22 protein-coding genes and 1 pseudogene are annotated in these 26,609 nt (G+C 63.5%); 4 read left to right on the forward strand and 19 right to left on the reverse strand.

Going from position 1 to position 26,609, the window contains the following annotated elements; all coding sequences use genetic code 11:
• The first annotated feature begins 11 nt into the window (after window positions 1-11).
• Both QW861_RS08620 and QW861_RS08625 read left to right on the forward strand, forming a co-directional pair.
• Entirely contained in the window at window positions 12-1,055 is a 1,044-nt protein-coding gene (locus QW861_RS08620; RefSeq protein ID WP_315753244.1) for a hypothetical protein, read from the forward strand.
• A complete protein-coding gene (locus tag QW861_RS08625; RefSeq protein WP_315753242.1) occupies window positions 1,033-3,012 on the forward strand; it encodes an acyltransferase family protein in 1,980 nt (659 codons plus the stop codon). Before QW861_RS08620 ends, QW861_RS08625 begins: the two co-directional genes overlap by 23 nt.
• Before the next feature lie 5 nt (window positions 3,013-3,017).
• On the opposite strand, the gene QW861_RS08630 is transcribed toward QW861_RS08625, so the two are convergent.
• Window positions 3,018-3,986, reverse strand: coding sequence for a TylF/MycF/NovP-related O-methyltransferase (locus QW861_RS08630; protein WP_315753240.1), 969 nt, complete (start codon window positions 3,984-3,986; stop codon window positions 3,018-3,020).
• Window positions 3,987-4,524: 538 nt separating this feature from the next.
• Here QW861_RS08630 and QW861_RS08635 point away from each other — a divergent pair.
• Window positions 4,525-5,430: a TylF/MycF/NovP-related O-methyltransferase gene (locus QW861_RS08635; RefSeq protein ID WP_315753238.1), complete on the forward strand. Its 906-nt coding sequence runs from the start codon at window positions 4,525-4,527 to the stop codon at window positions 5,428-5,430.
• A 59-nt stretch (window positions 5,431-5,489) separates the two neighbouring features.
• Here the strand turns inward: QW861_RS08635 and QW861_RS08640 are convergent, their stop codons facing one another.
• The 18 genes and pseudogenes from QW861_RS08640 to QW861_RS08725 all read right to left on the reverse strand — a co-directional run bounded on the left by QW861_RS08640 (window position 5,490) and on the right by QW861_RS08725 (window position 24,723).
• Window positions 5,490-6,464, reverse strand: a complete 975-nt coding sequence (locus QW861_RS08640) for a hypothetical protein (RefSeq protein ID WP_315753236.1) — start codon at window positions 6,462-6,464, stop codon at window positions 5,490-5,492.
• Window positions 6,465-6,471: 7 nt separating this feature from the next.
• A complete protein-coding gene (locus QW861_RS08645) occupies window positions 6,472-7,365 on the reverse strand; it encodes a hypothetical protein (protein ID WP_315753234.1) in 894 nt (297 codons plus the stop codon).
• Window positions 7,366-7,415: 50 nt separating this feature from the next.
• The gene (locus QW861_RS08650) at window positions 7,416-8,504 is read right to left on the reverse strand and encodes a GSCFA domain-containing protein (protein WP_315753233.1); all 1,089 of its coding nucleotides are present in this window, start codon (window positions 8,502-8,504) and stop codon (window positions 7,416-7,418) included.
• Window positions 8,505-8,561: 57 nt separating this feature from the next.
• A pseudogene (locus QW861_RS08655) lies at window positions 8,562-9,505 on the reverse strand (TylF/MycF/NovP-related O-methyltransferase).
• Window positions 9,506-10,184: 679 nt separating this feature from the next.
• Complete coding sequence (locus QW861_RS08660; RefSeq protein WP_315712807.1) at window positions 10,185-10,847, reverse strand: class I SAM-dependent methyltransferase; 663 nt, start codon at window positions 10,845-10,847, stop codon at window positions 10,185-10,187.
• Window positions 10,848-10,874: 27 nt separating this feature from the next.
• Window positions 10,875-11,912 carry an aminoglycoside phosphotransferase family protein gene (locus QW861_RS08665; RefSeq protein WP_316192918.1) on the reverse strand — a complete coding sequence of 346 codons (1,038 nt, stop codon included), beginning with the start codon at window positions 11,910-11,912 and terminating at the stop codon, window positions 10,875-10,877.
• Complete coding sequence (locus tag QW861_RS08670; protein ID WP_315753231.1) at window positions 11,899-12,516, reverse strand: hypothetical protein; 618 nt, start codon at window positions 12,514-12,516, stop codon at window positions 11,899-11,901. The genes QW861_RS08665 and QW861_RS08670 overlap by 14 nt, the downstream gene beginning before the upstream one ends.
• Window positions 12,517-12,525: 9 nt before the next feature.
• The gene (locus QW861_RS08675) at window positions 12,526-13,563 is read right to left on the reverse strand and encodes a zinc-binding dehydrogenase (RefSeq protein ID WP_315753230.1); all 1,038 of its coding nucleotides are present in this window, start codon (window positions 13,561-13,563) and stop codon (window positions 12,526-12,528) included.
• Window positions 13,564-13,571: 8 nt separating this feature from the next.
• Complete coding sequence (locus tag QW861_RS08680) at window positions 13,572-14,495, reverse strand: transketolase family protein (RefSeq protein ID WP_315753229.1); 924 nt, start codon at window positions 14,493-14,495, stop codon at window positions 13,572-13,574.
• Window positions 14,492-15,340 carry a transketolase gene (locus QW861_RS08685; RefSeq protein ID WP_315753228.1) on the reverse strand — a complete coding sequence of 283 codons (849 nt, stop codon included), beginning with the start codon at window positions 15,338-15,340 and terminating at the stop codon, window positions 14,492-14,494. The genes QW861_RS08680 and QW861_RS08685 overlap by 4 nt, the downstream gene beginning before the upstream one ends.
• Before the next feature lie 45 nt (window positions 15,341-15,385).
• The gene (locus tag QW861_RS08690) at window positions 15,386-16,384 is read right to left on the reverse strand and encodes an NAD-dependent epimerase/dehydratase family protein (protein WP_315753227.1); all 999 of its coding nucleotides are present in this window, start codon (window positions 16,382-16,384) and stop codon (window positions 15,386-15,388) included.
• Between the two features lie 12 nt (window positions 16,385-16,396).
• Complete coding sequence (locus tag QW861_RS08695) at window positions 16,397-17,005, reverse strand: SIS domain-containing protein (RefSeq protein ID WP_315712798.1); 609 nt, start codon at window positions 17,003-17,005, stop codon at window positions 16,397-16,399.
• Window positions 17,002-17,940, reverse strand: a complete 939-nt coding sequence (locus tag QW861_RS08700; RefSeq protein ID WP_315712796.1) for an SDR family oxidoreductase — start codon at window positions 17,938-17,940, stop codon at window positions 17,002-17,004. The genes QW861_RS08695 and QW861_RS08700 overlap by 4 nt, the downstream gene beginning before the upstream one ends.
• Window positions 17,941-18,048: 108 nt before the next feature.
• Window positions 18,049-18,771 (reverse strand): nucleotidyltransferase family protein, encoded by a 723-nt coding sequence (locus tag QW861_RS08705; RefSeq protein ID WP_315753226.1) that lies wholly within the window; start codon window positions 18,769-18,771, stop codon window positions 18,049-18,051.
• A gap of 9 nt (window positions 18,772-18,780) precedes the next feature.
• Complete coding sequence (locus QW861_RS08710; RefSeq protein WP_409977946.1) at window positions 18,781-20,268, reverse strand: PfkB family carbohydrate kinase; 1,488 nt, start codon at window positions 20,266-20,268, stop codon at window positions 18,781-18,783.
• Window positions 20,269-20,749: 481 nt separating this feature from the next.
• Window positions 20,750-21,883, reverse strand: a complete 1,134-nt coding sequence (locus QW861_RS08715; protein ID WP_315753225.1) for a hypothetical protein — start codon at window positions 21,881-21,883, stop codon at window positions 20,750-20,752.
• A gap of 133 nt (window positions 21,884-22,016) precedes the next feature.
• Window positions 22,017-23,153 (reverse strand): hydrolase, encoded by a 1,137-nt coding sequence (locus tag QW861_RS08720; protein WP_315753224.1) that lies wholly within the window; start codon window positions 23,151-23,153, stop codon window positions 22,017-22,019.
• A 67-nt stretch (window positions 23,154-23,220) separates the two neighbouring features.
• Window positions 23,221-24,723, reverse strand: a complete 1,503-nt coding sequence (locus QW861_RS08725) for an MBOAT family protein (protein ID WP_315753223.1) — start codon at window positions 24,721-24,723, stop codon at window positions 23,221-23,223.
• 453 nt (window positions 24,724-25,176) lie between these two features.
• On the opposite strand from QW861_RS08725, the gene QW861_RS08730 reads away from it, so the two are divergent.
• Window positions 25,177-26,238 (forward strand): hypothetical protein, encoded by a 1,062-nt coding sequence (locus QW861_RS08730; protein WP_316172938.1) that lies wholly within the window; start codon window positions 25,177-25,179, stop codon window positions 26,236-26,238.
• Window positions 26,239-26,609 lie beyond the last annotated feature (371 nt).

The raw sequence follows: 26,609 nt of genomic DNA on the forward strand, positions 1-26,609 counted from the left end.
CAAGCGGGGATGTGGGCCAAGGCGAACCGGGCCGCGCCGGCCGGCGCTATCTGGGTTGCCTGCTCGGACTGACCGTCGCGATGCTGGGCGGCCTGTCGCTTTGGTTCGCCGTCAAGGGCGGCGACCATTTCAGCGCGATCAGCAGGCCGGGCGACGCCGCGTGGTATCGCGACTTCGGTGGCGACGGCGTCACCGAGATCCAGGACCAGGATCTGTTCTTCCACAATATCGGCCGCTCGATCGAGCATGCGCGGCAGGCGGACATCATCATCCTCGGCTCCTCGCTGGTGTCGTTCGCGATCGATGGCAACGTCATTCGCGACCGCCTCGAATGGACCTATGGCCTGAAATTCTACAACATGGCCTTCGTCGGTGTCGCCAGCGGCGAGTTCGCGCGGCAGGTCGCCCTCAAGCATCATCTTCATCCGCGCCTCTGGATCGTGAATGCCGATGACGGTGGCGGCGGCGGCAGCTTCTTCCACCGCAACCTGACCCGCTCCTTCGGTGCCGACGTCCGTCCGATCCCGAGTACGACGCTCAGCCGCTTCGGCGCACGTTACGAGGTGGTCCGGCGCAATCTGCGCTGGCGGTTCGAAGACGCGACGCGCGATGTCCGCCGCGCCTTTGCGGCGCCAAGGGCAAACGCGATTCCGGCGTTCGAGCGCGACGACCGGACCGGTGCGGCCGACATGCGCGGGTTTCCGCGTTTTCTCGCCGATGGAAATCCCGGCGTGAAGATGACGCGCGATCCGGACTGCCACGCCACGCCGGATCTCGTTGCCAATGCGCGCGATCTGGTGCAGTCGCTCGGAGCGCCCGTCGTGCTCACCCTGGTGCCGAATTTCCACGGCTGTCGGACTCAGGTGCGCGAAATCGCTGACGCCGTCGGCATCGAAACGGCGATGCCGGCGCGCACCGACTATTCGAGCTGGGACGGCGGTGGCCATCTCGATCGCAGGGGCGCCGGCGACTTCACCCGCGATCTTATCAGCGCTCTGGAGACGACCAGTGCGTTTCAACGGATGCGCGAGAATGACGATCGTCGGCAGCGTTGACCACCGAACCGACGGCAGCGTCTCGTCGCCGCAGGCGACCACGGCGCATGCGTTGAAGTACTGGCCAGACATCGACGGGCTGCGTGCGATCGCGGTGATCGTCGTGCTCATCTATCACGCCTTCCCGCAGCTGCTGCCCGGCGGCTTTGCCGGCGTCGACGTCTTCTTCGTGATCTCGGGCTATCTGATCACGGGCATGATCGACCAACAGCGCGCGGACAAGAGCTTCAGCTTCGCGACGTTCTACGCCCGCCGCATCCTGCGGATCTTCCCGGCCCTGATCACGGTGGTACTGGCGACCTTCCTGATCGCGTGGTTTGTGTTCCCGGTGGCCCAGATGGAAGCACTCGGGTCCAACATCACGGGTGCTGCAGCGTTCATTGAGAATTTCATGCTGCACGAGCAGATCGTCGGATATTTCGATCCGGGCGCCGAGCGTCTTCCGCTACTGCATCTTTGGTCGCTCGGCATCGAGGAGCAATACTACATCCTGTGGCCGGCTGCCTTCGTGCTGATCGCCCGCAGGCCGTCGCACAAGGTGGCCATCGTTGCAGCGCTGGGCCTTGGCTCGCTTGCGGTCTGCCTGGCGACCCCCGCCGAGCAGGCGGCCTGGGCCTTCTACGCGCCAACCACGCGAGGCTGGGAGCTGTTGGCCGGATCGCTCCTGGCGGTGTGGTTGCCGCAGCGTCCCATCCTTCGAACGACGGCGGCGAGCGGAAGCCTGCTCGCCGCGATCGCGGCGGCAGGTCTTTTCGCGGCATTCTTCAGCTTCAGCGCAGCCTCGCCCTGGCCGGGCGTCCGGACCATCATTGTCGTGATTTCCGCCATGCTCTTGATCGCAACCGGCGACACGCTGGTTCACCGGATGTTGCGCTGGCCTCCGCTGGTCTTCGTCGGTCTCATCAGCTACCCGCTCTATCTCTGGCACTATCCACTCCTCGTCTTCACCAGGCTGCATTTCGCCGGCGCGGCCCCGGAATGGGCGCTGTTCGCTGTGCTTGGGCTCAGCGCCGTGCTGGCCTGGGTCACGTGGCGTTCCATCGAGCGGCCGCTCAGGTTCGGAGCGGCCCCGGTCGCATGGCGGGTCGGGCCGTTGCTGGCCGCCATGACCATGGTGGGGGCGGTCGGCATCACTGCGACCACCACGCGCGGATTGCCGGTTCGGTTCGCCCCGGAGATCAGGGGATTCATGCTCTCGGGCAGCGAGACGACGTCGCACTGGCGCCGTGGCCGCTGTCTGCTGATCCTGCAACCCGCATCCGAGTTCGGCGCCGACTGCGCGGGGCAGGGAGGCCGGCCGCTGTTGCTGATCTGGGGCGACTCCTACGGGGCCGCGCTGTATCCGGGGCTGCTGCACTTCTCGCCGGAGCGCGGCTACGACGTCGCCCAGTACACGGCCTCCGCCTGCCCGCCGCTGATCGGCTACACGCTCGCAGCGCGCCCATTCTGCAAGAGCATCAACGTTGACGTCGTGCAGCGGATTGGTCGCTTGCGTCCCGATGTTGTCATCCTCGATGCGACGTGGGGCCACGGTGAAGCCGAGCTGCGCGAGGATCTACCGCGCACGGTCGAGCAGCTCCGGGCGCAAGGGGTCGGTCGTATCGTCGTGATGGGTCCGCCGCCCGGCTGGCAAGGCGTTGGTCTGTCGCACAACGTGCTGGAGTACTATCGGCAGACCGGGAAGATATTGCCGGAACGAACATGGTTTCGTTCCAACGATGAATGGACGCGCGGGCGCGACGCGCTGCTTCGCGCGCTCACCCGCGAGCTCGGGATCGATTACATCTCGGTGCGTGATGTCTTCTGCAACGACGAGGGATGTCTCAGCCGCATCGGCCCCGGCGGCTCTCAACTGACGGCATTTGATGCCGGGCATCTTACGGTGCCCGGTTCCATCTTCCTGGCGAGCGACACCCTCGACCGCCTGCTCGGTCCGTCCCGGCAGCGGTCTCGTTGAGCCGGCTATTCCGGGTCCGCCGGGATGCCGCGATAGGAGTGGATGATGAAGCGCTTTCCGGCGATGGAGTAGTCGCCGCAGTCACTGGCTTCAATGTCGAACTCTGCGACCAATTCGCGCCAGGCTCGGCGTTCGCCGGTGCTTGGAAGCGCGCGATTGGCATTCCAATCGTCGAACAGAAGCGCCGCCCCCGTCGAGACCATCCCGCGCTGGAACAGCGGCACCAGGGCGTCCATCGTCGACTGATAGAGATCGCCGTCGAAATGGATCAGCGCAAAACGCGTCTCCGGCGGCAGTGTCTTGACCGTGTCTGCAAACCAGCCGTCATAGATCTCGAAACGATGGGGCGGGATGATCCTGCCGATCCGCTCGCGCAGCTCCGGTGCGGCCAGCACTTTGCATCCGCCCTTCGCCCACGCCCCGGAGACCACATGGGGAGATGACAGGTCCACAGGAGACGTGATTTCCGGCAGTCCCTCGAAACTGTCGAACAATCTCAGAACGCGAAAGGGATTCTCGCCGGATGCGCTCTTGCTCAGCGGCTGACGTTGCAGGTCGAAGACCATCGATGTGGCAAGAGCCTTCGCGGTGAAGCCTCCCATGGTGCCGAACTCGGCGACGTCGCCATAGACGTGTGACCCATTGATGTACTGCACGGAAAGCGTCAGCATCTTTGCTATTTCCTGTGCCGCAACGATGAGAACGTCTTCGTAGGTATAGTAGGAGTCTGGCGAAGGAAGCTGGTGAAGCTTGTATCTCTCGAGTGCGATGTCCTGTATCGGCCGACCATCCTCGCTCGGAGCGGGGGCAGCGATCACAGGCGGGGACGACGTGTTCGTTCCAGGCTCCTGATGGGGGCCACCCGGCCAGGGCAATGGGGGCTCGGACATGATTGCGCGCTTGACCGAGCGCAGCCAGTAGAGCGCCGCCGGCGAGAGTGCATTTGCAAGCCCATTCTTCAACGGGGTAAGCATTCGAATATCTCCGACGCGGTGCAGCCCAGGCGCCATGCGACCTCGAAAGAAGCGGTCATCAAGACCGTTTCGGCCCGGCTATCCCGCTTAACGTTCCCGCGATGGCTGTGCAAGGAAAAGGTCGGTCGGCGACGCCGAGCAGTTCCGTGAAGGCGAGCGCATCATCTCCACGGGGAACAGCGTTGGACGTCGATCTATCAGCGGTCACGATCGGCTGCTACACGGTCCGAGCGTTGGACAACGTGTCGGAGACCTGCCACAACTTACAGGTTCTGTGCGTAGATGCTGGGGATGGCAGATGGGACTGGTCACGGCTGGGAAAGGTATCACCAACCAGATGTTACGCTCGGTTGGTTTGCAGTTGGTGCGAACTGAGACGATCGATCGGTTGGTGGCGGCTCAGCGCGCGGCAGCGTCCGCAGCGCCTCCTGCCCGGGGACCGGACCCGGTCCCCGCTGAGGTGCCGGCCGTTGCGGACCCTGTTGCCAAGCAGGTGGAGGCCGCTTTTCGGAGCAGCGTTGAAGCCAACAAGTTTCGCATGGTGCCACGCGATGGTGAGCCGGTAGAGACGGTCAGCCGGGCCTATCTCACGACGCTGCAGCGTGAATCGGCTGCGCTCCGGGTCCAGGGAGACGAGCTGGTGCAGCTACGCCGCACCGTCGAATTGCTGTCGGCCGGGGGAGCGGCCGTGCAGCAGTCACCGCCGCAGTCCGGACAGGAGGCGCCGGCGGGCGACGGCATCTATGTTCCGATCTACGATTTCGATGGACTGCGCAATGATCCCCACGTGATCCACAATCACGACTTCATGCGCGAGCCGCGCTTCGTTGCCGCCTACAAGCGCGCGGTGCAATCGACGGTCATCGACCATCGCTATTACTGGCGTGTTCACGTCGCGCTGTGGTGTGCCAGCCTCGCCCTGCGGCTCGAGGGGGACTTCGTCGAATGCGGTGTCTGGAAGGGTCTGTTGAGCACGGCCATCGCCTCCTATTTCGATTGGAACAGCGTCGGCAGGAAATTCTTCCTGTTCGATACGTTCCGAGGGGTCGACGAAACGCAGTTGGCGGACGAGGAGCTGATCAACATTCCGCATTTCCGGATCGGCTACGGGGAGGATATCTACGACCACGTCGTCAGGAACTTCGCGGAGTTCAAGGATGTCGTGATCACCCGCGGCAGCGTTCCGGAGACGCTGACCAGCGTCGACATCGGCAAGGTTGCCTACCTCTCGATCGACATGAACAATGCGGCCCCCGAGATCGCCGCCGCGAACTACTTCTGGGACAAGCTGTCGCCTGGCGCTCCGATCCTGCTCGATGATTACGGCTTTGTCCGCTACGAGGCCCAGAAGGCAGCGTTCGACGCCTTCGCGGCCGAGCGCGGCGTTGCGATCCTGGCACTGCCCACCGGACAGGGCCTGATGATCAAGCCTGACGCCTTATGAGAGGCGCGAGCGCATCCCAGCCCCTGCCTCCATTCCTGGTGCAAGCGGGCGGCCATGCGTCAATAGAGGCTGGCAGCCCGGCGTCCGTCGGCCAGCGCGTCGTGGACGTCTGCGGTCCGCTCCTTCGGCAGCTTGACGAAGAACGGGTCCGCCGGCCAGTGGTTCATGCCGGCGACCATGATCGTCATCTCCTCGTCGGGCATGCGGGGCATGAATACCAGATCAATCGCGGAGCGTGTCTTGTGCGACGGCGGGCTGCCGCGATGCATGAGGCGGGTTGCGTCGAACACCAGCAGATCACCGGTCTTGCCCAGAACCGTGTGCTCCCGGTAATTGGCGTCGCGATACTGGAAGGGACCGGTCTGCTCGTCGACATCGCAGAGATAGAGCACGCCGCGAATGACGCCGGCGGGACAGTGGTCGCTATGCCATTCCTGGGGGCCGACGCCCTCGGTCACATGCGGCTTCGAGCGCACCAGCCGGACATTGGCGACCTTGGCCGGGCAGCCGAGCACACCGCGGAAGAAGGAATCGAAATCGCCGCCGCTGAACAGCGCGTGCAGATAGTCGACGAGGGCGGCCGACGGCATCCCGGTCTGCAGATCCTGCGTGTAGGAGGCGACGCTGTTGCCGGCCCAGTCCCACGCCGAGTGGCGATTGCTGACGTCGCGATCGAAGCTCTCCGTTTCCCGGAACATGGTCGCCTTTTCCGGATTCGTGCTGATCACCGTGACGCCGTTCTGCTGGAACGCGACGATCTTGTCGGCGAGCTGGCTCGGCGTCTTGTGCGGATCGAACTTCGGCGCATGGGCCGTGCACAGCGGCGGGGCGCTGTTCGCGGCCGGGAGCAGCGTCAGCCGGCGCGGCTGCGCCGTGCCGTTCTTGTCTGCGGGGGCTGCGTCAGGACTGAGATGTCCATTCAGGCGGTCGAGCGTGTCGGCCCGCACCAGGCGGTAGCCGAGAGCGCCGAGCGCCTGGTTGACGCCGCCCTTGAGCCGCTGCTTGGCGGTGCTGATCATCGATCCCAAGGCCATGCTGTCCTCATGCTGCGTTCGGCTTGGTCGGCTGGAACGGGTCCAGGCCGCACGCCATTCGATAATACAGTTCGTATCGCGGATGATTGGCGACGAGGCCGCGGCTGTCGATCGCGTGATCGATGAGCGCCTCGAGCAGGAGACGGGCGCCCTTCGGCGGCAGATGCACCCCGTCGAAATCGAACTCCGGACGCAACAGATCGCCGTCCGTCAGGTCTGACCAGCGGTCGATCATGAACAGGTTCACCGAACGCACCTTCTGCGCCAGCTTCCAGTTGAACGCCTGGACCAGCTTGGTGCGCACCGACACCGGGCAGTCGTAGTTCTGCAGTTCGCGGATGCGCGCTTCCTGCCGGGTCGGAGGAACCACGCTCTGCACGTAGACGCGCTTGAAGCCGGCTTTGACCAGCTGATCGAGCCCGGCGACGAGCGGCCCGAGCCGGGCTTCGATCGCCTCGTCGATGAGATCCCACGGCACCAGCGGCTTGTCGAGCAGAGGCAGCGTCGTGGCGAACGGCGGAACGAAGTCGTGGGTGTCCTTGAGGAGTTGCAGGAGCGGACCGCGAACGTCGATCTCGCCGACGGTGATCATGATCAGCGGCGGCCGCACGGCCTGGCCGACCGCTTTGGCAATGGCGAAATCGACCTCGTCCATCGACAGATGCGTCGCGCGTCCGTTGCGCACCAGGCCTTCATATTCGAGGAAGGCGATGAAGTCGGGATGAAACTCGCCGGTGGCGGGATCGTAGAACTCCCGCGCCGTGGCGCCGGGGATGTACTTGGTGCGGGCCATCACCCAGGCGCCGGTCCAACGCTCGCGGAACACCATGTTCCGATACGGCAGGGAATGGCTGTCGCCGACGATATAGACCGGCAGAACCGCTTCGAGCTCGGTGTCCACGCTGATACTTCCCCTCACATCACAGGCTCGGCCGCAGCCGCCGCTCGTCCTCAGTTGTTACGGCTCGCGGCCAGTGCGCGGTAGAACTCGTCCTCGTCGCAGATGATCTGCGGCGCGGTCGGAGGAGCCGCCGGTTGCATTCGTTCGTCATCACGTGCGGATCGCACCTCTGCGCCAGCGTCCTCGCCGGTGAACTGCGCGAAGAACAGCTTCATCGCGCGCGCGACGCCCTCGGACGTGACCGAGCGCGCATCGTCGGCGAAATACGCTCCCGCGTTCTTCGCATTGGTGATGATCTCGTAGGATGCGAAGTAATGCACGTTGTCGTAGCGCCGGACCATCTCCTCCGCGGCGACGCGCAGCACGCTCTTGGAATAGGCCGTGGCCTGCAGCACGTGGCGCGGCTCCATGGTGGCCGCAAGCGGGACCGGCGAGACCGTCAGGATGATCTGCAGGCGCGGATTGGCTGCCGACATCAGGTTGATCGCCTCGGCAAGATAGCCGGTGGTCTCCATGACCGAGAGATTGTGGAACGCGTATTTGGCATCGTCGAAGTCGCCGGCGCTGCCGCACCCCGGACAGGTCGGATACACCGTGCCGTCGAGCTTGGACACCCAGCTCTCGGTCAGACCGAGCGTGAAGATGAAGATGTCGGTGGTTTCGAAGAGCCGCCGCACCGCCTGCAAATGCTGCTTCAGATCGACTTCGGCCTCGACCATCGAGACGTAGCCGCGCGGCGTGATGCGGGGGCGCAGCAGATCGAACACCCAGCCGTCGCTGTCGGTCCAGAACTGATCGGCCGGTTGGAAAGCTCCGAACGCCCGCTGCAGCAGTTGCAGCAGTTGCAAGGTGCTGTAGACGTTGCCGTAGCGCGCGGAGAACACGCCATAGCCGAAGCGCTCCTCCTGCTCGGGCGTGAGATGCGGCGGTGCGGGCTCGGTGACATGGTAATTGTAGCCCCGCTCCTTCAGGGCGCGCGAGATGTGCTGCGCGAAGCAACTGCCGGCCGAGGCGACGCGCTGATCTGGACCGAAGCGGAGCCGCGCGGTCAGATGAGGATCGAGATCGGATGGGCTGCGCTCGGCAACGGCCTGACGCCAGAAGCTGCTCGCGGGCAGCGTGGTGTAGGGACAACTCATGCATTCACCCTCTGACCGCACGGGGCCGCGACGCAATGAAAGCGAAGCGCATGCTGCTCAAGCCCTCGGCTTCATTCCGAGATAGGAATGAATGATGAACTTGGTACCCTGGATCGAGTAGTCGCCGGAATGGCTGGCGACGATATTGAAGCGGCTGACGAGGTCGGCCCAGGCCTTGCGCTCGCCGGCCTCGGGGTCGGCCTCGTTGCAGTTCCAGTCGTCGAAGCAGAGCACGGCGCCCTTCGAGATGAAGCCGCGTTCGAAGCACGGCACCAGCGCGTCCATGGTTGACGAATACAGGTCGCCGTCGAAATGGATCAGCGCAAAGCGCGTGTCGTCCGGGAGCAGCTTCACCGTGTCGGCGAACCAGCCCTCATAGATCTCGACCCGGCTGGGCGGGATGATGGCCTCGACCATGGTCCGCAGATCCGCGGCGCTGAGAATCCGGCAGCCGCCCTTCGACCAGGTGCCCGATTTCACGTGCTGCGACTCGAGGTCGACCTGCGCCGTGATTTCCGGCAGGCCCTCGAAGCTGTCGAACAGGCGCAGTTTGCGCAGCGGCTGGTTCGGCTGATAGCGCGGGTCGAACACCATCGCGTTCGCCAGGGTGCGTGCGGTGAAACCGCCCATGGTGCCGAATTCGGCGATATCGCCTTTGACGTCGGCGCTGTTGATGTACATCACGCTCAAGGTCAGCGTGCGCGCGATCTCCTTGGCGGGGAGGATAAGGACGTCGTCGATGTCGAAGAACAGGTACGGTGCGCTGATTTTGTGGGCGTCGAGCCGTTCCAGGGCTTCGGTCTGCCGCGTCCGCGGCTCCGACACCGCTTCGACGACCGGCGCGGGGGCCGGTTGAGGCTCGGGCTGGGGCTCTGGCTCCGGAGCAGCCTGCGGCCGTTCCGGGGGCGGCTGCCCCATCAGCGCGCGCTTGATCGAGCGCAGCTTGAACAGCGTCTGGGGGGGAGGCCTTCGGCAATCGCCACCTTCAATGACTTGGTCATGACAGCCCCGTTCCCCGCCGTTCGCGATGTCCGCCGCCAATTTGTAGATACATTTTGCAAAGATCGCAAAAGCGGCATGCGGGCTCTGCACTCGTTTTGCGTGGGTGTCGGCCGGCGAGGCGCCGCTGATGGTCGAACCGGTCCGGCGTGCGCGTCAAAGACGAATTGGTCCGCATCTTCAGGTGCATCACCCCTGTCCAGTCCTGCCGGGAAAGATATTCTTCTTTCGTTTTATCGGAAAATATGGTTCTCTCGCGTCATCCCGCCTCATGCAGAGGGACGTACGCGTCGTCACGATACGTGGAGGTGGGCTGCGATGGACGTGACGGCTGCGCCAGACGAGCGCAATCGGCGCGGACGGCGAAGTCGTGTGGTCCTGGCCTCTCGACGCTGAGGTCTGCGCAACGCGCCAAAGGCGCGTTGTCGCAAAATGGGGGCAAGAACGCCGATCCCCAGGGAGAGCACGGAGGACACCGTTAAAACCAGTCGCGCGGGGAAGGCCGGGATGTCCCAGCCGAACCTGTGGTACCTGCCGCCTGCACTTCTTTCTGCAGGCGGGCCATGGGGGCGGCAGGCTCCCGGCCTTCCCCGCGCCCTCTCGTTCGAGAGAGCGATCGTCGACTGATAGCTCGGATGCCAATGCGTCGCGAGAGCGCCTGTCGACGCTCTCAGCTCACACTCATTCGAAGAAGATGAATTCGTGGTCGCCGGTGTAGCCGGAGCGCTTGAATTCGAAGGCCCATTCCTCGGGGGTGTGGAAGATGCGGCAGGTGAGCTGCCAGTACATCAGGTTCACCTTCTCGCGCTCGTTGCGGTAGCCCTCGACGCAGAGATACTTGGCGCCGCGGCTGACGCGCTCCATCTCGCGCAGGGCGGCATCGAGATCGTAGTTGTAGAGGTTGTGCAGCGTGTTGATCGAGATGACCAGATCGAAGTGCTTGTCGGGGTAGGGCAGCTTGGCCGCGGTGCCGACCTGGCAGAACGGCTTCACGCTCTCCATCGTGTGCTCGATGCCGTAGGAGGAGACGTCGATGCCGGCGACCTCGAGATCCGGGATGGCTTCGCGGAAATCGTGCAGGATGAAGCCCTTGCCGGAACCGACGTCGAGCACGCGCATGCCGGGCTTGATGCCGTAGGTCGCGATCATCGCATCGGCGACCTTGCGCCAGCGGCCGTCATATTTGTAGCCGCCATAGCCGGTCTCGCGGCTGCCGTCCCAGTAGTCGTAGTCGTACTTGATCGCCATCTCCGCGACATCGGCCTTGTCGCGCTGGGTAACGCGCGCGAGATAGTCGCGCTTGGTCGATTTGTGGACGAGACTGACGAACTCGCGATAGGCCATGAAGATCTCCGGGCGTTACGATGTCGGTTAGTCGGATGTGGCGCCGATGAGGTCGAGCTTGGCGTCGGCCTTGGCGAGCTGCGCGGCGCAACGCTGCGCCCAGGCGCCTGTGTCGGCGAAGGCGCGCCTGGTGGCGCCGAGCGGCAGGAAGTCGTTCAGGATGATGCAGGTCCACTTGACCTGGTAGGCGTCGAGCAGGAGCCGGCAGCGCGCGACGCTGGCCGCGTCCAGTCCGAGGCCGTCCGTGAGCCGGTCGATGAAATGCTCGTGCACCGCCAGCGGCACCGGCACCTCCGGCTGGCAGAAGAAGTCGGAGACGAGCTTGGCCGGATCGTCGCGGCCGGCATATTCGAAGTCGAGGAAGGTGAGCTTGCCCTGGTCGTCGATCAGTGCGTTGTGGAAGCCGAAATCGGACGGCGACAGGCAGACCTGATCGGCGGGGATGGCGGTCTCGAAGGCGAGCCCTTCGGCCGCGGCGCCGCGCAGAATGGTCGCCTTCACCTCTGCCCAGGCCGGCTGCAGCCGTGCGGTCACGAACTGTCGGGCGTCGGCCACATGGGGCACGTCGCCATCGAGCGTCGCCAGCCGCGCCACCCGGCGCTCGACGGTGGCGAGGTGCTCGGCGAGGGAGAAGCAGGCCTCGGATCCGGCCGCCAGCGCCGGGCGGGGCGGAGCATTCACGGCGAGCACGAAGTCGATCGCGGCATCGACATGAACGGGCGCCAGCTCCGCGACCGTCAGCTTGCGTCCCTCGACGAAGCTGTACAGGCCAGCCTGTTCGGCGCGGTCGCAGGCCAGGGGCTCCGGCACGACACGGACCCCGTGCGACCAGGCATGGCTGACAAAACTCCATTCGGCGCCGAGCCGGTCGCGGGTGTCGCGAGCGTCGGTGAAGTAGCGCTTGAGGACCAGCGGGCCGTCGGCCGTGTCGAGACGGAAGACCTGGTTGTTGCGACCGCCGGCCAGCCGCGTCAGTCCCGTAGGGCTGGCCTTGCCGGCCTGCGCGGCGAGGCGCTGGGCGAGCGCCAGCAGGGCGGCGTCGGCGTTGGCCTCAGCCGCGGTCACGGACGACATCCGCCGCGATCTCGGCCCACGAGGCGCGGCGCTCGTAAGGGACGGCCGTGGTCGCGAACTGGTTCTCCGGGTCGAACAGCACCTTGCGCATCCCTTGCGGGAATCCGGTCATGCCCAGGATCTCCGGCAGGTCGTCGACAAAGACCTCGCAGGCCAGCGCATGCGCACGGGCGACCTTCTCGTCCTTGGTCAGCTCGAAGAACACCCGGTCCGGCGCGATCTGGCTGGCGGCCGATCCCATCAGCCCGCGGTCGGTCAGGAAGCCGCGCGCGGCGGCATGCATGTCGTGCTTCGGACCGAGAATGGGGTGTCTGGTCTTATGACTGACGATGAACAGGTCATGCCCGGCGCCGCGGGCCGCGGTCACGAACTCCGCGAAGCCAGGGTAGGGCGACACCAGGTCCATCCGGGCACCGTAGACGTAGCCCTGGAGCTCGGTGAAGTCGTCCTTGCGCCCGGAGCCGTTGAGATGGTCGCGAACGCTGTTCTTGTCGCGGCCGAGATCGGCCGGGATCAGGCCGCGCTCGAGCGCGGCCGCATGAAACACGCCGTCATAGCAGGCGATCGTGTTGTCGAAGTCGATCCCGATCCGCATGGCCTGGACTTAACGCAGCGACATGTCGATCAGCGGACGGCCGACCTTGCCGGCGGCCAGATCCTGCAGCGCCTGGTCGGCCTGGGCGAGGCTGTAGGGCTTCGACAAGAGATCCCGCACCGGGAAGCGGCCGGAGCTCAGCAGCCGGCCGTAGCGGCCGTAGTCGCGATCCGGAACGCTGTCGCCGCCCCAGGTGCCGAGCAGGCTCTTGCCCTGGTTGAAGACGCCGGGATTCAGCGTGAGCGCCGCGCCATGCTTGGCGTTGCCGATCACGACCGCGCGGCCGCCCTGCTGACGGGTGGAATTGATCGCCTGCTCCATCACGGCCGGAATGCCGGAGGATTCGACCGCGAGATCAACGCCCTGCGGCACGATCTTCTTGATCTCGGCCAGCACGTCGCCGGATGCATCGATGACATGAGTTGCGCCGTAGATCTGGGCAAGCGCACGGCGGGTCGGGTTCGGGTCGATGCCGATCACCGGCATCGCGCCGGCCAGCGCGGCGGCCATCAGCGCGTTCAGGCCGATGCCACCGGTGCCGAACACGGCGACTGCGTCGCCGGGCTGCACCTTGAGCACGTTGTAGACCGCGCCCATGCCGGTCGGCGCAGCGCAGCCGAGCAGCACCGCGACATCCATCGGCAGGTCCGGCGGCAGCAGGGTCAGGCGGTTCTCGCTGACGACAGCGTGGCGCTGGAAGGTGGTGACGCCGCCGGCGTTGACCTTCTTGCCATCCCAGTCATAGACGGCGCCGCCAGCCTCGATGCCCGTGCCCTTGATCCAGGACAGCACGACCTTGTCGCCGACCTTGACCTTGGTGACGGCGCTGCCGGCCTCGATCACCGTGCCGGTGCCCTCGTGGCCGAGGCAATGCGGCACCCATTTGTCCTCGCCCTTGTCGCCGCGCCACTCCATCACCTGGGTGCCGCAGGCGCCGGAATAGGCGATCTCGACCAGCACCTGGCCCGGCTTGAGGGCGGGGGTCTCGATCTCGGCCAGCACGAGCGGCTGGCCGGTCTGGACCAGGAGGGCAGCTTGGGTCTTCATGTGATGTCTCAGCTCAACGCGTGGATGATCTTGTCCGCGATCTGGTGGCCGGTCAGTCCCAGCACCTCGCGGGCATATTCCTGTTCGCCTGATTTCTTGAAGAACGCATCCGGCGTGCCGAAGCGCAGGAACTTCTGGTGCTTCGTCTCGGTATCGGCGAGCCATTCGGACACGGCGGAGCCGAAGCCGCCGATCAGCGAATGCTCTTCGATGGTCGCGACCAGCTTGAAGCGGCTGAAGGCCTGCTTGAGCTTATCCTCGTCCAGCGGCTTCACGGTGTGGAAGCTGACGACCTCGGCGGAGATGCCCTTCTCCTTCAATCTGTGTGCGGCTTCAATGACTTCCGGCAGCATGTTGCCGGTCGAGAGCAGGCAGACGTCGGAGCCTTCCTCGATCGTGATCGCCTTGCCGATCTTGAAATCCGCGAGGGGGCCTTTGTGAACGACAGGCTCACCCTTCTTGCCCATGCGGATGTAGACCGGACGGTCCTGCTGCATCGCAGCGCGCAGCGCGCCGCGCACCTCGAAGGCATCGCCCGGGCAGATCACGACCATGTTCGGGATCGAGCGCAGGAACGAGATGTCCTCGCAGGCGTGGTGGGTCGGGCCGAGGCCGGAATAGGCGAGGCCGGCGCCGACCGCGACGATGGTCACGGGGACTTCGTGATAGCAGACGTCGGTGCGGATCTGCTCCAGGCAGCGTGTCGTCACGAACGGCGTGATCGTGTAGGCGACCGGGCGAAGGCCGTTCATGGCCATGCCGGCGGCGACGCCCATCATGTTGGCCTCGGCGACGCCGCAGTTGAAGAAGCGGCTGGGGTGCTTGTCCTTGAACTTGTCGAACAGGCGGTTGCCGATGTCGCCCGAGAGCATGACGACGCGGCTGTCCTCGTTACCGAGCTTGGTCAGTTCGTCAGCGAAAGCGTTTCTCATGACAGGCCGAGCTCCTTGAACGCCTTCGTCACTTCGTCTGCGGTGGGGGCGCGATAATGCCAGTTGTTGTCGTCTTCCATGAACGACACGCCCTTGCCCTTTACGGTGTGGGCGATCAGCGCCACCGGCTTGCCCGAGCCGTTCGGGATGTTCTGCATGGCTTCCGCCAGCGCGCCGACGTCATGGCCGTCGATCTCGTGCGCGTCCCAGCCGAAGGCGGCCCATTTGTCGCGCAGCGGTGCCAGCATCAGGGTTTCGTTGGAGCGCGCGGTCGCCTGCCACTTGTTGTAGTCGACGACGACGCAGACGTTCTCCAGCTTCTGGGCGGCGGCGAACATCGCGGCCTCCCAAACCGAGCCCTCATTGTTCTCGCCGTCCGAGAGAAGGGCGAACACGCGAAAACTCTCGCCCTTGATTCGACCGGCGAGCGCCATGCCGCAGCCGAGCGGCAGGCCGTGGCCGAGCGAGCCGGTCGCGGCCTCGACGCCGGGCAGCAGGTTGGCCGGCGGATGCTCAGCGAGACGGCCGCCGTCCTGGCAGTAGGTGTCGAGCTCCTCGATCGGGAAGTAGCCCTTCATCGCCAAGGTCGCGAACAGCGCTGCGGCGGCGTGGCCCTTGGAGAGGATGAAGCGGTCGCGCAGCGGATCGCTCGGGTTCTTCGGGTCGATGTTGAGCACATGCCAATAGGCCGCTGTCATCGCATCGGCGCAGGACAGCGACGAGGCCAGATGCGCGGCCTGAGCCTTGTGCGACATCTCGATGATCTTGCCGCGCAGCCTTGCGGCCTGCGCCTTCAGGGCGGCGGCGTCAGGCTTGGCCGCGGTGCTCCGGACTGCAACGTTCATCGTGCTCTCCAGTCGCGCTTCCTCGGGGAAGCGCAGGGGTCTCGATCAGGGTTTATGTTCGTACTTGGTCGGCAGCTTGGCCATGACATCCTCGAAACGTCGCGCCCAGGCGATGACGTCGTCGATGCCCTGTTCCAGCGAGAAGGTGTCGCGCCAGCCAAGCTCGGTGCGCAGCTTGAAGCTGTCGAGCGTATAGGCGGTATCCTTGCCGGGACGCTCGGGTCCGATCTCGACGCAATCCTCGAACGACTTGCCGAGCCTGGCCAGGATCATCTCGACCAGGGTGCGGATCGAGACCAGCTCATAGCCCGAGATGTGATAGGTCTCGCCGAGCTTGCCGCTGCGCCCGATCTTCACCGTCGCGTCCGAGACGTCGGTCATGTGGATGAAGACGCGGATCGACTTGCCGCCGCCGTCGAGCCGGAGCTTCTGCCCGGTCATCGCGGCCACGATGGTGCGCGGCACGATGCGGTAGAGCTGCTGACCCGGACCGTACACGTTGGCGGCGCGCGTGAAGACCACCGGGAACTGGTAGTTGGCGAAATAGGTCCGCAGGCTCATGTCGCCAGCCGCGCGCGACACCGCGTAGGGCGTCGACGGATTGAACGGCGCGTCCTCACGGACCCAGCCCTCGGTCGAGCCGTAGACCTCGGGCGTCGTGACGTGGACGTAGCGGTCGAGGCCGTCATAGTTGCGCAGGATGTCGTGCAGCCGGACCGCGGAGACGACGTTGGTCATCATCCAGTGGTCCGGATGCAGCCAGCTCTCGCCGACCATGCTCTGCGCAGCGAAGTTCACGACGTGGGTCGGCCGCTCGGCTGCCAGCAGCGCCTTCAGCGCATCGAGATCGTGGTTGAGGTCGACGCGCTGGAAGCGGACCTTGCCGGCCCGCTTCTGCCATTTGTACGGCAGGAACGCGTCATGCGGCTCGTCCGAGCGGCTGGTCGCGATCACGTCGTGACCGGCCGCAGCCAGGAAGTCGACGAAGGTTGCGCCCGAAAACGAGTTCGAGCCGAGGATCAGGTACTTTTCGTTCGCAGCCATCGTCCTTGCCCGTCAGACCTCGCGCGTCGTGATGATGTCGCCGCGCTGGGCGTACAGCCACTGCATGATCATGTGGCCGATCACCATCTGCGCGTCCTCGGCGATCTGCATGTCGTCGACCGCGAAGTGGATCGGAACGTCGGCGAGCGCCTTGGCCTTGCCGCCGGAGAAGCCCAGCACGGCATAGCTGGTCATGCCGATCTTCTTGCCTTCTTCCAGCGCCTTCAGGATGTTCGGCGAGTTGCCGGAGCCGGAGAAGGTGATCAGCACGTCGCCCTTGCGCGCGAGCACCGCGAGCTGCAGCGAGAACACCTGGTCATAGCCTTCGTCATTGGCGAGGCAGGTGATCACGGACGGGTTCGACGACAGCGAATGCACGCGCAGGCCGGAGCCGGGCGTCTTCGACAGCGCGTAGAGGAAGTCGTTGGCGAGGTGGTTGGCGTTGCCGCCGCTGCCGCCATTGCCGCAGAAGAACACCTGCCGGCCGGTCTGCCAGCAGTCGCGCAGATCATAGGCGAGCTTCTCGACGGGGCTCCAGTCGAAATCCTTCAGCACGGTGCTGAAGCGGCTGGTGTAGTCGGCGAACAGGCTGCCGGGGGTCTTGAAGGCCAGGACGTTCATTTCACGACCTCCTTCTCCATCCATTTCAGATTGTACCAGCGGTCGTCGTTCTTGAGCTGGCCTTGCGAGTACATGCCGATGATTTCCTTGATCGCGTCCTCCACCGTCTTCTTCGGCCGGAAGCCGGTCGCGAGCAGGCGATCGGAGTTGACGCGATAGCTGCGCGGGTCGTTCGAGGGCGTCACGATGACCTCGGCCGGCACGTGCTTGGTGACGAGCCTGGCGATGTCGAGGATCGAGATGTTCTCGAAGCCGGCATTGTAGATCCCGGTGTGCTCAGGATGATCGAGCAGGAAGAGATACAGATCGGTGATGTCGTCGATGTGAATGTTCGGGCGAGTCTGGTCGCCGCCGAACACGGTGATGCGGCCGTTCATCAGCGCCTGCATCGTCAGCATGTTGACGGAGACGTCGAGCCGCTGGCGCGGAGAGTAGCCGCAGACGGTCGCGGGGCGCACGATCTGCACCACCATGTCGTCCTTGTAGGACAGCACGATGCGCTCGCCGCACATCTTGGTCTTGTTGTACTCGGAGATCGGCAGCAGCTCGAGATCCTCGGTGACCTGCTCCTCTTCCTTGACGCCGTAGACGCTGCCGGAGGAGGCGTAGATGAAGCGCTTGATGCCGTGGCGATAGGCGCGATCGGCGAGCTGCATCGTGGCGAGGCAGGAGATCTCCCAGGTCAGCTTTGGGTCGAGATCGCCGCAGGGATCATTGGCGACGCTGGAGAGATGAATGATGGCGTCGACCCCGGTCAGGTCGATGGCGTCGGGATTGCGGACGTCGCCCTGGACGACGGTGAGATCCGGATGCGGCTCGAGAAAGTTGCCGAACCACATGATGTCGAATGCAACGACCTTATGGCCGGCCTTCAAGAGCTTCGGCACGAGCACGCTGCCCTTGTAGCCGCACGCTCCGGTCACGAATATCTTCATCTGAGCAATCCCCGTGGCTCGCCTGTCGTGTCGCCGGCTGGCGCGTCGCGCGCACCTTTATACAAATTGGCAGAAGAAGGTGACCAGCCCGGCGGCGAAACCCGCCCGTCAAGCGTCCCCGCCACGGCGTGGTTCGTGATTAAACTCCAAATGGGCCCGGCGCAAGCTTTCCGGGTTGCCGATGTCCCGATGATAACCGCTGGTTTCCACGCAGAAAATGCGTCCCAAATAGTTGGGGATGATTTCCGTGGAGAGATCGACGATCGGCTTTCCCAGCGCGGCGATGTCGGCGATGACGGCGGGATCGAATACATAGACCGCGCCATTGGCGAGGTTCCCGGGCGGATTCTTGACCTTCTCGTGGAAGGCGATGACCCTGTGCTGATCGTCGAGCTCGAGAATCCCGCACGAGCTCGGATCATCGGTGCGGAATGCGAGCATCGTCATGATGCAGCCGGGCGGGCGGTTGCGATGGGCGGCGAGCAGCCCCGCGACGTCGAAATCCGTCAGATTGTCGGCGTGAGCCACGAGGAAGGGCTGGTCGCCGAACCAGGCGCGGTTGGCAAGCACGGTGCCGCCCGTCCCGAGCAGTTCATCTTCGTGAACAAGATCGATGCGGTCCCGCCAGCGCGATTGCGCCACGTGGGCGCGCACCTGTTCGGCGAGCCAGTGTGTGTTGAGCAGCGCGCGCTCGATGCCGCCTTCGAACACGAGATCGAGCCAGTAGTCCAGCAATGGACGGTCGTGCACACGCACCAGGCATTTCGGCGTCGTATTGGTCAGCGGGCGCAGCCGGCTTCCGATCCCCGCCGCGAGCAGGAGGGCACGCATGACGACATCCTACTCCTGGCTGAATCCGGTCTCGTCGATTTCCCGCACCAATTCCGCCGTCGTCAACGGCAGATTGCCGACGCGGGAAACCTGGAGGGCAGCCGCCAGCGATCCGAGATAGGAGGCCTGCCAGATATCGGCGCCCGCGCGCAGGCCCATCGAGCAGGCCATGAAGAAGCTGTCGCCGGCACCGGACACGTCCTTCGGGGATGGATTGAACGCCGGCAGGCGGTCCGAGGTGAAGGTGCCGTCCGCCATGGTGTTGATCAGCGCGCCCTCGGCGCCGAGCGTGATCACGAGATTCTTGGTGCGGGCCCGTTCGACCAGCCGCTCGCTGATCACGGCGAGACCCGAAATGAAGTCGTTCAGTGCGACGCGCGCCTCCCGCTCGGTCGGCGTCAGCAGGGTCATGCCCTTGAAGCGGGAGACGTCGCCGGTCTGCGACGACACCTGGCTGTCGGCCGCCATCATCACGCCCTGGGCGCGGGCGCGATCGGCGATCGCGTCGACCAGATCCTGCGGCAGGCAGCCGTAGTTGAAGCAGGAGAACAGCAGCAGATCGCAGGTCTTCAAGGCGCGCTCGACCGAGGTCAGCATCTGCCGCTGCAGGTCGGCATCCGACGCGTGCTGGCGCAGATGATTGACGCGCAACAGCGTCTTGTTGAGCGCGCGAAAACGCTGCTTGCGCGTGGTCGGCCGGCTCTGGTCGGTGAAGGCGTTGAAGTTGACGCCATGCTGTTCGAGCGTGTTGCGGGCGAACCGCGCCGCTTCGTCGTCGCCGACCAGGGTGAAGAATTTCACGTCGGCGCCGAGCCCGTGCGCATGCGCCGCAACCGCACCCGCGCCGCCGACGAAGGTGCGGGTCATCAGCGGCGTCACGACGATGGTCGGGTCCTCCTGGGACATGCCGACCGCATCGCAGGTGACATATTCGTCGACGATCAGGTCGCCGATGACGGCGACCCGCATGCCGGACAGCTTGCGGAGCAGATCCTTCAGATTCGCGATCTCGAAGCCGTGGCGCCTGGGAAATTCCTGCGGCTTGCGGACCGTGGAGATGTCGATGTTGGCGTCGCGTTCCAGCAGCGACAGCGACGCAAAGCGCAATTCACCGGACGAGAAGATCAGCCGTCCGCCATAGGCGTCCACGGCCTCCTGCTCGGGATTGGCGCGATCCTCGAACTCCTTGCCCTTGACGACGACCGTCGGCTTCAGATGCGCGATGAAGTCGGACGCCGATGTTTCCAAGCGCACGACATGGTGCACAAAGGCGATGGAACGCACATTTTCGAGGCGCATGTCCTGCGCCAGGGTCACGCCAGGCGTCGAATCGGGATTGACGCCCACGACCAGCACGTCGGCCTGCTCGGCGGCGAACTTCAAAAGCCGTAAATGTCCGGGGTGCACGACGTTGAAGTTGCCGGACACGAACGCAATCGTCTGCCCGGAGTCGCAGGAGGCGCGAACAGTCTGACAGGCCAGATCCATCTCACTCATATCGATCACCTGATCCAAGGAATTCGCCTCCGGTTCGATCGGGCTGAGGTCGGATAATCGGCCACCGTGTCATTCGCGGGCCGAGGAACTCCGATGCAAAGCGTCGCTGTCGCCCGGCACATCTGCACCGCGAATCCCGTTCCGATCTGCATCTTTCATGCTCGACATTGATTTCGTTGCGAAAAAACAAGCACGGTCCCCCGATCGGAGCGATGGAGGGGCCGGCGGCGGTCATTTCCAGCGGTCTCTTTATCAGGTGTGCGCAGCAGCACAAACAGTCCTGTTAGCTTACGGTTGTGTGGTCGCGTTGGAATGCGGCTTCCGGAGAGCTCATCATCCTTTCTCCGCGATGCTCAGCATCTTTGCTGACGAATCAGGCGGAGGATGGATCCGAGGATGCTCCGACGAGAGACGAACTGCTTCGCTGGTGGGCGGGCCAATCGGAAAAGCCTCGGAGGACGCAAGTCTCTCGCAGCATGCCTCAGTGATAGAGATCGAACTGTTCACCCTGTCCCTTTTCGAGATCGGCTGCCAAGGCGCTGCGGTCGATCCGCGGAAACAGCTTGCTGAACTCGGTCCGGTCCAGCAGGGCGAGGTAGGTCTTGAGCATGCCCCTTTCCGAGGGATGCGCGGGATCGAAGAAGTTGCCGGAATCGCGCGATATCTCGGTGCGGCTCATATCGAAGAACTGGATGCCAAGCTGCGCAAATCTTTCGACGGTCTGTGGACTCCTGATCTCGCGCCAGTGACCAGAATAGGGCCGGTAGGCTTCATCGGTATCGAGGAAGGCTGCCGCGCTTTCCAGGAACGGATATTGGATCGCAACCACCGAAAAGCCTCGTTCGCGAGACAGTCGGGCCAAGCGATCGACTTCCAGGAACTGCCTTTCGCTGAGGTGGGATGTACCCCAGAACGACAGGATGTATTGAGCGCCTCTAGACATCGTCTCGGCCCATGCGCTTCGATAGGGTGGGGCAACTATGACCGAGCCGTCCTTGCGGAATCCGAACTTCCCGCGAATCGCCTCTGGACCGACCAGTTTGTTGTTGTCCACAGGATCGAACTGCGGAATCAAGAGCGCGGACCGGATTGCTTCGATGTTTCCCCCAGTCCGGATCACGAACTCTACCACGCTGTGCAACTCTCGCCGGTGTGCATCGAGCCCCTGTGCGAAGTCCATCGTGCGTTCCTTTGTCCAGGCATCGGCAAGGGAATCGTCGAACAGGAAGTAATCCAGCGCCACGACGACGACGCGCGGTTTCGCAGCTTTGGTCGCGCGATCGACGAAATCTACGACGTGCGCGAGAGGCCAAGCCGTCAGGCAGGCGTTATAGCTGCGATAGGGGCGAAACATCTGTTCGCGGGCTTGGCCGCAGCGGGAACTTCCCACCAGCAAGATCTCAGGGCGAGTTCGCCTAATTCGCTCCAGCTTGTAAGCGGCATAGTCCTTGAACGTCCCAAGCCAGACGAGCCGGTCGCTTTGTGACTGCTCCGCCGCGATCACTGAAAGCGGAACCGTGGCGCCCAATTGCCAGCCCGCCCATTCCAACATCGCCAGCAGCGGCACGAACGCGGCAGCGAACAGCGTTATGACTATCGCGATATACCGGGTCACGGGCTTGTATCCATTCCGTCTCCTGCCGCAAAGCTCGGCCATCTTGGCCCCCAACAAGCAACATTCGGACGTTGACTGTCCACGTGTCGAGCTGACGACTCAGAGGTGCTGGCCAAAGAGCGTTGTATGGTGCTCAGGTTTGCGGTGAAGAAGCGAGTGATCGCCGGATCTCTGAGGGGTCGATCCTCGGAAACTCAGCTCCAAAATCCGGATCATTCAGCAAATGCAGCATCGTTCGGGCGGCGCCGGCCTCCGCCAAATGGTAGGCGTCCACGAAACTGGCCGTCTCATGCTCCATCGTTAGGCGCGCCAAATCGAAGAAGCGGATTCCCATCTCCTGCATCCAGTCCCGAGTTTGCTTGCTCGCGAACTCTCGCCAAGCACCGAACCTCTGAGGACCGTCCTGTTCGCGATCTAGAAGATCAACGCCAGCCCGAATGAACGGCAACTGAACGCCAATGAGCTTTACCTTGCGAGATTTCGCGATTTCCGCGAGTCGAGCGATCGGCTGTTTCAGCCGTGACGACACGCCTGGCGCGCGAGGAAGGCTCCCGGCGAGCGTTTCGGCATTCAAGTAACGTGAGCGCGCATCGGCAATATGTGCCGGTGAATAGAGGTAGGATCCGTCACTGCGGAAGCCTTCCCCATGAAGGATGGACTGGGTGCCGACGAAGGCCGTCGGCGAGCTGGCGTAGTTCCGGAATGGCGCCGGATTGCGCGCTGCCGTCCGCGCGAAATCCAAAAGGCTTGATCTCACATAGGTGAGCGCGAGATCGTAACGCATCTTTCGTGGAAGAGCGAACCATTCTTCCCAACGCTCGGCAAACAAGAAGTGATCCAGTGAGAGAATGGCGACCCGGGGAGGCGCGAACCGTGTGGCGCGCTCGAACAGATCGACCATCTGGTCAGTCGTCCAAGCCGTGAACGAGAGATTGTAGAAGCTGTATGGAACAAAATGGGCGGAACGAAACGACCCTGCGCGCGATGAACTGATCCAGATGACTTCGGGACGCTCCTGCTCGAGCCTCGCCAACTTGAACGCTGCATTGTAGCGCAGATCAAAGGGAAGCACGATTTGCCCGGGGTTCTTTCGCTGGGACTCAGCCAGATCCTGCAGAGTTTTCGTAGCGCCGAATGGCCGGGCTAGTTGAAAAAGAGTCGCGGGAAGCAGGTAGCCGGCCAGCGCGGAGGTCGCCAGAACCGTCGTGACGTAACGCCGCGTGCAATCCATCGACTGCACTGAAAGCGGTGGCCGCGGTTGATCATCCATGCAGCGGTCGTCTGAAACCATGCTCATTAACATCAGCGCAAAGCACTGCGGTGCACGCGGTGATAGCTTAGAACTGGAAGTAGAGGAACTGGGAGGTGTCTCCGGCGATGATGTTCATCAGAACCGCCGCCACCAGCGCGATCGAAGTTCCGATGGCCCACGGCAGGGACGGTCGCCACTTCAGGTTCAGAATGCTCCAGGGACGAGGGTTGTGGTAGGTGTCCAGTCCGACCTTCCAGCGCTCGAACATCGTGTTCACGTTGGGCAGGGTGAAACAGGCGACATAGCCTGCCAGGATTGCGATCATGAGGCGCGGATCGACGAGGTTCGTTGCCGTGATCTTCTCCGGGTTGGACAGGGCGAGCATCCCCTTGATGAGCCTGACCGCGGCATTCGGATTGTCGGCCCGGAAGAAAACCCACGCCAGAACCACGACGAACTGTGTCAACAAGAGCGCCGCCACCGCATACCAGGCGGTCGCCGACAGGCGGGTGAGGGCCGGTCGCTGTGCGACGAATTTGCCCCAGCGATGATTGACGATCAGAAACAGCCCGTGCAGCGCTCCCCATATGATAAAGGTGAAGCCTGCTCCGTGCCAGAGACCGCCGAGCAGCATGGTGGCGAAGAGGTTGGCGTTTCTCCGGTGCTCGCCGTAGCGATTGCCGCCAAGCGGGATGTAGAGATAGTCGCGGAGGAAGCGCGACAGCGAGATGTGCCAACGGCGCCAGAACTCGACGATGCTCAGCGATTTGTAGGGGGAATCGAAGTTGAAGGGCAGCCGGATCCCGAACATGATCGAAATGCCGATCGCCATGTCGGAGTAGCCCGAGAAATCGAAGTAGATCTGCAGCGAGTAGGCGAGCGCGCCGCCCCAGGCGTCCATCAGGTGAAGGTGGCTCGAATTGGCGGCGTGGAACACGGGATTCGCGATCAGGCCGAACCCGTCCGCGATGAACGACTTCTTGAAAAGTCCGATGGTCAGAATCGTAAGGCCGACCGCGACCTTCTCGATGGAAATCCGTCGGCTCTCCTCCGAGCCGAATTGCGGCATCATCTCGCGGTGATGGAGAATCGGGCCGGCGACCAGATGCGGAAAATACGTGACGAACAGGCCGTACTTCACAAAGCTTCGTTCATCGGAATACCCGCCATAGACGTCGGCGAGGTAGGCGATCTGGGTGAAGGTGAAAAACGAAATGCCAAGCGGGAGAACGATCGCAAGCGAGGGGTGCTTCGACGCGGTGATCGCATTGAGGATCTGGATGCCGAAATTCGTATATTTGTAGAACGCGAGCGCGGCCAGGTTGAGCGTGATGGCAGCGGAAAACAGGCCGGTGCGGAGCTTTCCGGTCTGTCCGGCAATCAGCAGACCCATCGTATAGTTGAAGGCGATGGAGATTAGGATGATCGGGACGAAGTGGATGTCCCAATAGCTGTAGAAGGTGAGCGACGCCGCGGCGAGCCAGCTGAGGCGCACGACAGGGGCGGCGAAAAAGCGAGCCAGCAGAAAATAACCGACCAGAGTCACCGGCAGGAACAGGAACAGAAACTCAAACTGCGTGAAGAGCATAACAAGTTTCTTGATGTTGCTGCATATTGCGCTGCTTTATCAATGATTGAGGGCGCTGCCAAGTTGCGTGCGCCTCTCCAACTGCGAATTTCGGGGGATGCCGCCTGCTGACGGTGGCGACGTGCGGCCGGCCTCTCGAACAGGGCGGACCCTTTTCGATCAATGATTCTTCTGCTATGGCAGCTCAAAATTCGACCCAACGACGCCAATCCAACGCCGCCGTGACGGGGGGCGCGCAATCACTCTTGCCGACGACCGCAGCGGCGAAGAAACCCCTCGATGGATCATGCAGATGACATCCCGATAGGTCTGCGCTCCCGCGCAAAGCAAACTTGGGAGGAGTGGGAAGCCCTCTGTTCCACCGGCTGACGTCGTGTCTAGACTCTCGTCGTCGGAGCCGAAAGCAGCTGCCACGACACCCACCGAGACAACCTATCGAGCGGAAATTGCGTCATGTCGACAGTCGGCCGGTCTGCACCGGAAAAGTCAGCTGAACCGGCCGGATTCGGGCGCTATCTCATCGCAGTCGGAATTGTCGGCCTGGCGGCCGCGTTCGCGTTTTCGCTCGGCTTGTCGCTCTTCTCATTCGACGCGTGGACGTTGCGCGATGGGCTGTTGCAGATTCCGCGCCAAAGCGACACCAACTGGTATCGTGATTTTGGAGGCCGCAGCATTCCGCAGATCCAGGACCAGGATATCTTCTACAGCAATCTGGGAGGATCGGTCGGAGCCGCCGAGCAGTCTGACATTGTCTTTCTCGGTCCGTCCTTCGTCAGCTATGCCGTAGACCGGCAGACGCTCGCGCAATCGCCGGTGCTCGGTCGATTGGGGATCTACAACATGGCCTTCGTGGGCATTCGCGGCGGTGAGTTCTCGCGGCTCGTGATCCAACGCTGGAAAATCCGTCCGCGTCTGTGGATCATCAATGCCGACGATCAGTTCGTGCACTTCTTCAGCAACGACCTCAACGTCACTCTTGGTCCGCAGAAGCAGCCCATTGCCGCCGTCCAGCGCAACCGACTACGGGGGTACCTGACGGTGGTCGGCCGCAATCTGCACTGGCGTATCGAGGACTTGATTGCGGCGTATCAGAACGGCCATTTCTCGCCCACCGGCCTCTATCGCAACATCGCTGATGGTGACATGGGGCTGGATGACAATCCGGGCTATGTCGCCTTGGGCAACAAGCCGATGCTGTCGGCCCGCGATCCCGACTGCCATACGACCCCCGCGATTGTCGACTATGCGAAGAGATTTCTCCAGGAAGTGGGCGGAGAGGCCGTGCTCACATTGGTCCCGCATAGCCAGTCCTGCGTCCAGCAGGCCGCAGAACTGGCGAAGGAATTGAACATCGAACTGATCGCGCCGCCATTCGATGGCCTGACGACGATCGACGGCGGCGGCCATTTGGACAGGCACGGAGCGCAGATCTTTACGAGCTATCTCGCTCGCGAGATCGTCAAGACGGCGGCTTTCAAGCGGGCATTTCCCGTTGGAGTTGGCGACGGCAAATGATGCCGATTTTGCTGAATTCCAACCAAGGAGGAGCCGCCGCCTCCACGCGGGGTCGTCCGACACGCTTCGTCCGAGCCCTCGCTCATCAGGTGGGACTCCCCGAGACCAATCGGCGCCGGGCTTAAGATTCTGAATCCTCATTTCATCCGGTTTTGCTCGCGTTCATCCCCATGTTCGGCTTGGAAAATTCCCGGGACCTCTGTTATAGCTGCGATCCAATCGGCTCAATCCTTGGTTGGCATTTGCGGCGGCGATGTCTCCACGGGGAATTCTCCCATTGGACCCGGCGAGCGTATTGTCCTTATCCTGAGACGTGATCCTTGGCGCGCAGGCGACTTGAATGGCCGGTCGTCCAGGCTCCGCCTTGATCC

Source organism: Bradyrhizobium sp. SZCCHNRI1029, assembly GCF_032487555.1.
Lineage (GTDB): Bacteria > Pseudomonadota > Alphaproteobacteria > Rhizobiales > Xanthobacteraceae > Bradyrhizobium.